The sequence below is a fragment of the Runella sp. genome (assembly GCF_027484545.1).
GTDB lineage: Bacteria > Bacteroidota > Bacteroidia > Cytophagales > Spirosomataceae > Runella.
This window is the reverse complement of record NZ_JAIXST010000116.1, coordinates 1-6,410: the sequence shown is the minus strand read 5'-3', so window position 1 is coordinate 6,410 and position 6,410 is coordinate 1. Positions and strand designations below refer to the sequence as shown.

Below are 6,410 nucleotides of genomic sequence, written 5' to 3'. Positions count from 1 at the left end.
GAATTAGGGCAAAATCATTTAGGTAGTTTTGTACTTTTCTTAGAAAAGGCATTTGAATATTTTAATCGTGTTTTTGAAAAGAAAAAATACTCTTTAATCTTAAATGTACCCTAATATACCCCTACACTTTAACCTTTACACTTTCTACTTTATTAAAATTTCCTGTCCACTGCGGGACAAGGTTTGTCCATAAACGGACAGATTATGACTGCTAAAATTTACACAAAATGCCTTCAGGTGCGCTTGGAGGCATTTTTTATGTCTTGGCAAACTATTTGTGCGATAAAATAAAAACTAATACCCAAGAGTTATGCGTCGCACTTATTTAGGGGAATTTGAAGAAGTGGTTTTGATGATGGTAGCCCTCCTTGACGGCGAAGCCTACGGTGTCACCGTCAGTCAGGCGCTGGAAGAGCATACAGGTCGCATCGTCACTTTTGGCACCGTGCATAATACGCTCATCCGATTGGAAGAGAAAGGCTTTATTACTTCTCAACTCTGCGGTGCTACTAACGAACGGGGCGGGCGCCGCAAACGAATATTCCAGATGACAGCTTTAGGAAATCGCGCTTTGCAGGAAATACAGCAATTGCGGCAAGAACTTTGGCAACTAATGCCTCCTACTAAACTTCGATTGAGCGGATTATGAAAACACAGGAATTCCTTCCGCCAAGCTGGGCCCGACGCGTTTTGCAGTGGCTCCACCCCGAAGAAACCCTCGAAGAGCCGGGCCGCCGTCGCGGTTGAAGGAGACTTGGATGAACTCTACGCTTATTGGTATCAGCGAGCCGGAAAACGACAAGCGACGTGGCGCTATCTGCTCAATGTTCTCTCGGTACTGCCTCCTTTTGTAAAACAACGTCAACGAAAAAATGAGTATACACAACCATCCCTAATTCAGCCATCTATGTTTCGCAACTCCCTAACTATCACCCTCCGCACTTTAGCGCACAACAAAGTGTATTCAGCCATCAATGTCATCGGTTTAAGCATTGGTTTGGCCGCAGCCATGCTGATCATGCTTTACACCAAAGATGAGGTCAGCTACGATCAATTTCATGCCAACAACCCTCACATTTATCGGGTCACGAGCAAGTCCATAACGCCGGAAGGCGTAGAAAGCGTTGACGGTAATACCGGACATTTCCAAGGCCCCAAGTTCAGCGCCAGCGTTCCAGAAATACGCGCTTTTGTCCGTTATAAAGGCGACCGCACCGATATTAAGAAGGGAACGGAAGTCAAAAGCTATGAAGCTTTTGCAGCCGACAGCAGTTTCTTTTCCATTTTCTCGTTCCCTTTGATAAGCGGAAATCCCAACACAGCCCTCAAAAGCCCTAAATCAGTGGTGATTTCGGAAAAGATGGCCAAACAACACTTCGGCACAACGGATGCTTTAGGAAAAATCCTCCTTGTAAAAGACTCTTATGGTGACGAAAGTGAATTTGTGCCTTATACCGTGACCGGCATTTCTAAAAATTGCCCTCAAAACTCTTCTATCAAATTTGACGTGCTTTTTCCCAATGTGGTGAGTAAGGAGGAAATGGATAATAACGAAAACTGGTTCAATATTTTCCAGAACACCTTTGTTGTACTTCAACCCAATGCCGACCTTAAAAAGGTGGAAGCGACCATGAATCGGATTTATCTGGCCGATGCCAAGGAAAGCATTAAGCTGATTGCCGAGAAATACGGCGATAAAAATAAAGTTGTTTATGCGTTGCAGCCTTTTACAGCGATGCACTTAAGCAAAGACCTGCCCGCCCAAAACGGGCTGCAAGACAGCAGCAACCCAACGTTTTCCTACATTCTGAGCGGAATTGCCCTCTTCATTTTACTGATTGCTTGCATCAACTTCGTCAACTTGACCGTGGCGAGGTCGCTCAAACGTGCCAAAGAGATTGGTGTTCGTAAAGTAGTGGGCGGTGGAAGAAGTCAGTTGATTATGCAGTTTATGGGCGAGTCGTTTATTCTGTGTTTTGCCGCTTTTGCTTTTGCATTTGCCTTGGTTCAATTGGTATTGTCGATCTTCAACGAGCTTTCCAACAAAGCCCTTTCGTTTTCCTATTTGTTTGATTTCAAATTGGTGTTGGGGTACATCGGCTTATTTTTCGCTACGGGTCTGCTGGCCGGCTTTTATCCAGCGCTGGTTTTATCCAATTACAGCCCAGTACAAACTCTTTACAGCCGCTTCAATCTTTCGGGTAAAAATTACCTTCAAAAAGGCTTAGTCATCATTCAATTTTCCTTGGCTTCGTTTTTGATTATTGCTACGCTGACTATCTACACTCAGTTTAATTATTTGACCAACAAAGACTTAGGCTACAATGACAAAAACATAATCACCGTTGACAAATCCCGAATGAGTCGAAAAGAGGCAAAACTGTTAAAAGAAGAGTTGTTAAAGAACCCCAATATTATTGATGTGGCTCCTAAGAATGGAGGAGGCTGGGGAACGGTAGCGAAGGTAAACGGCGAAACCCAGCAGAGTTTTGCGTATGAAACCGTCGACGCTACCTATTTTCCACTGTTACAAATTCCCATCGTCAAAGGGCGCAATTTCTCGGCTGATTTTCCTTCGGATTCTACCAAAGCAGTATTGGTCAACGAAACATTCGTTAAAAAAGTCGGTTGGAAAAATCCGCTTGGGCAAGTGGTCAATTTTTGGTACAATGAAGGAGAGAAATATACGGTTGTCGGTGTGGTCAAAGATCATCATTTTGAGTCATTGAACGCCGAAATCAAACCGCAATTGTTCACCATGAAACCCGGCAATCTCTATGGCAAGGTATTCATCAAGATCAAACCCGGGACAGAAACCGCCGCTTTGGGACACTTGGCAAAAACCTACAGGAAGCTCTTTCCTATCAACCCTTACGAATATAAATTCATGGATGAAGAAAATCAGAAAAGGTACGAAGCCGAAGCCAAATGGAAACAGATCATGCTGTTTGGGGCGATTTTGACCATTTTTATTTCCTGCATCGGTCTGTTTGGACTGGCTACGCTGTCGGCCGAGCGGCGTACGAAAGAAATCGGCATTCGCAAAGTACTGGGCGCTTCGGTGGCGAGCATTACGGCATTGTTGTCTACCGATTTTCTGAAACTCGTGAGTTTCTCCTTTATTTTCGCTTTTCCGGCCGCTTATTATGCCATCAAAGAATGGCTGCAAAATTACCCTTACCGCATTGACATCAGTGCTTGGACGTTTGTGATAGCGGCCGTACTGTCCATACTAATTGCCTTTTTTACCGTCAGTTTCCAGTCCATTCGAGCGGCTATGAGTAATCCAGTAAAGAGTTTGAAAACAGAATAGGGTCTTTACTTGAAAATTTTTGAAAATAAAATCTCAATAGAAGTTGCCGGATCTTTAATGATACCATCCATAAATACAAGTTTTTGGCCGTCATGGGTCCGAATGATAATCAATTGTAAGACAGGCACGATAATCCAAACCGATTTTACTCCGGATGGAAAGTAAATCATGTTCATTTTATCAGTCAGTTCTGTAGTTGCTTGTTTAGGAGATTGAATCTCAATGGCAATGATAGGTGGTTGTGAATAAAAAATAATATCATTTTCCCAATCATCCGGAAAATTTTGATAAACACAAATATCGGGTTTGCATTTTCCGGCAGAGAGATCAAGTTCAAGTTCCGGTAAGATTTCATACTCATCACTATATTCGTCAAGTGCTACACTCAAACGATGAATAATTTTGGAATGATTAACGGACATAATGTCTTCAGTTTGGAACTCTTCGATTAGATCAAAAGATGATGCTTCCATGATTTTCAGTTTTTTACAAATATAACCAAAAAATAAATGCTCCGTAACTACCTCAAAATCGCTTTCCGTAATCTGTGGAAAAACCGTCTTTTTACCAGTATCAATCTGGTGGGGATGTCGGTCGGAATGGCCTGCGTGGTCGTCTTGGTGCTTTTTGCTCAAAAATGCCTCACGTTTGATCAGTTTCACAAAAACGGCGACCGCCTTTACTACATCCAAACCGAATCTAACGATCGTAAACACAGCCATACGGTGTACCCGATTTTAGACCAACTGCTGAAAGATTATCCCGAAATTGAAACAGGGACGCACATTCAAACGTGGTATCGGCCGTGGATTCATTATGGCACCAAAGACGTGCAGGAAAGCACTGTTTTTGTAGATTCCACCTTTTTTCAGGTATTCAGTTTTCCGCTCAAATACGGCGATGCTGCCACCGCCCTCAAAGACCGAAATTCGCTGATTGTAAGCGAAAAAATAGCCCAAAATCTATTTGGCAACATTGACCCCGTCGGCAAAACCGTCACGCTGGATGATACGGCTCAATTCAAGATTTCGGGCGTAATGGCCAAAATCCCCGCCAATTCTTCGCAACAGTTTGACGTAGTGATGCCGGCCGAAATTCTTACTTCTAATCGAGACTTTAAAGAGGGGGCCGATTGGTACAACACATTTGCCTCGGTCTTTGTCTTACTCAAAAAAGGGGCCAACAAAGAGGCATTGGAAGCCAAATTACCTCAATTGGTCAAAACGCATTTTGCCCCCGAATCCCAAAAGCAAATTCTGCACCTGAATTTGTTTAAAAACTTCATTCACGAACAAAATCCAACGTTTATCGGTCTCATCTACGGGGCGATTTCCATTGCTGTTTTTCTTTTGCTGATCATCAGTATCAATCTTATCAATCTCAACACAGCTTCGGCTTTGCCGCGCACTAAAGAAGTAGCCGTAAAGAAGGTCGTTGGAGCATCAAAACGCATTATTCTCAATCAATTTTGGATGGAATCCGGGCTTGTGATGTTGACCTCCTGCCTATTGGCAGTGCTTTTTGCGGTATCGTATCTGATTCCGTCTTTCAATCAACTGCGCGACAGGCACATGCAATTGGACATTTCATTTGCCAATGATTATCCTACCATTCTGTCGGTTTTAGGAGTTTCCTTACTCATCGCTCTCATTGCCGGCACCTATCCCGCCTATTATCTCATGGGGTTGAAAACAACCGAGGCCGTGAAAGGCAAAATTTCAGCAGACCCGAATCGCGGTCGTTTACGGCAAAACAGCCTGATTGTGTTGCAGTTTTCGTTGGCGGTTGTGCTGATTGTCGGTACCATTGGTTTGAGGCAACAAATCAATTTCATGAAAACTACAAATATCGGCTACGACAAAAGCAATGTGTTGGTTTTTAATACGAATTTAGCTTATCGAGATAAGAATGCAGCCATTTCGGAAGGGCGAGTCATTTTGAATGAACTCCGCCAAAACCCCAATGTGGTATCGTTTACGGCTTCCGAATTGACGCCAGTGCAATATTGGCAAAACTTCAACAACTATTTTCCCGAAGGCAACGAAGCCAAAAAAATAATCCTACGCCACGTAAGTGCCACTGAAAATTATTTTGAGACGTTTAAAATTCCGTTTGTCGAAGGGCGTGGTTTCTCCGATACTTCCGCCGACTCGGTCAATCATTCCGTGGTTATCAATGAAGCAGCCATGAAAGCTTTTGGCTGGACGAGCGCCGTGGGCAAACGTTTACGTCAAAACAACAACGACGAAATTTATACGGTCATTGGAGTAACCAAAAACTTCCATTATCAAAGCCTCAAAGACGAAATTGAGCCGCTCCTGCATTGGTACGCGGGCAAGCAGCGACTCAGCAATTTTTTAACGCTACGCCTTACCGATGAATCCAAAGCCAAAGCGCTCATAAGCAATTTGGAAGCTCGTTTTAAAAAGATTCCGGCTCGCAGGGCATTGAGTTATTTCTACCTCAGCGACGAAGTTGACAAGTCATATAAACCCATCGACAGCATTTGGCGCATGACAAGCTTTGTCACGCTTTTGGCCATTCTGATTGCCTGCGCGGGAATTTTTGGGCTGATTTCGTTAGTAGCCAAACAACGAACCAAAGAAATAGGAATCCGCAAGGTACTGGGAGCGAGCATCGCAAGCATTGCCACGATGCTTGCGGGCGATTTTCTCAAACTCGTCGGTGTTGCTCTGGTGATTGCGTTGCCGATTTCGTATTGGGCAGACAAAAAATTATTAGAAACTTTTGCCTACCGTGTCGAAGTGCAATGGTGGCATCTGGGTATAGCGTCAGCCTTTGCGCTGGGCATCGCGCTGTTCTCGGTCAGTTTCCAAGCCATACGAGCCGCCTTGAGCAATCCGGCAGAATCGTTGAAAACGGAGTAGAGTGAGTGTAAAGTGGAGAGTAAAAAGTGTAAAGACTGTAACAAGAGAGGAAAAGATTAAACGATATACACCCTACACTTTACACTCTTTCAACTGTCATTACCTAAAATAGGTTGACAGGTTTAGATAAAGATTCAATATAGTTAAAATTGTAATATACATTGATTTGGGTTTATATTTTTTGATTCATCACAAGTCCAAATAGGTAG

At 43.4% G+C, this 6,410-nt stretch carries 4 protein-coding genes; 3 read left to right on the top strand and 1 reads right to left on the bottom strand.

Annotation, left to right across the window (positions count from 1 at the left end; genetic code table 11):
• The first annotated feature begins 310 nt into the window (after nucleotides 1–310).
• The gene (locus Q0081_RS10120; protein ID WP_298352280.1) at nucleotides 311–649 is read left to right on the top strand and encodes a PadR family transcriptional regulator; all 339 of its coding nucleotides are present in this window, start codon (nucleotides 311–313) and stop codon (nucleotides 647–649) included.
• Between the two features lie 105 nt (nucleotides 650–754).
• Complete coding sequence (locus tag Q0081_RS10115; protein WP_409034057.1) at nucleotides 755–3,313, top strand: ABC transporter permease; 2,559 nt, start codon at nucleotides 755–757, stop codon at nucleotides 3,311–3,313.
• 5 nt (nucleotides 3,314–3,318) lie between these two features.
• Here the strand turns inward: Q0081_RS10115 and Q0081_RS10110 are convergent, their stop codons facing one another.
• A complete protein-coding gene (locus Q0081_RS10110) occupies nucleotides 3,319–3,786 on the bottom strand; it encodes a Uma2 family endonuclease (RefSeq protein ID WP_298352278.1) in 468 nt (155 codons plus the stop codon).
• A gap of 36 nt (nucleotides 3,787–3,822) precedes the next feature.
• On the opposite strand from Q0081_RS10110, the gene Q0081_RS10105 reads away from it, so the two are divergent.
• Entirely contained in the window at nucleotides 3,823–6,201 is a 2,379-nt protein-coding gene (locus tag Q0081_RS10105; RefSeq protein ID WP_298352275.1) for an ABC transporter permease, read from the top strand.
• The last annotated feature ends 209 nt before the right edge of the window (nucleotides 6,202–6,410 follow it).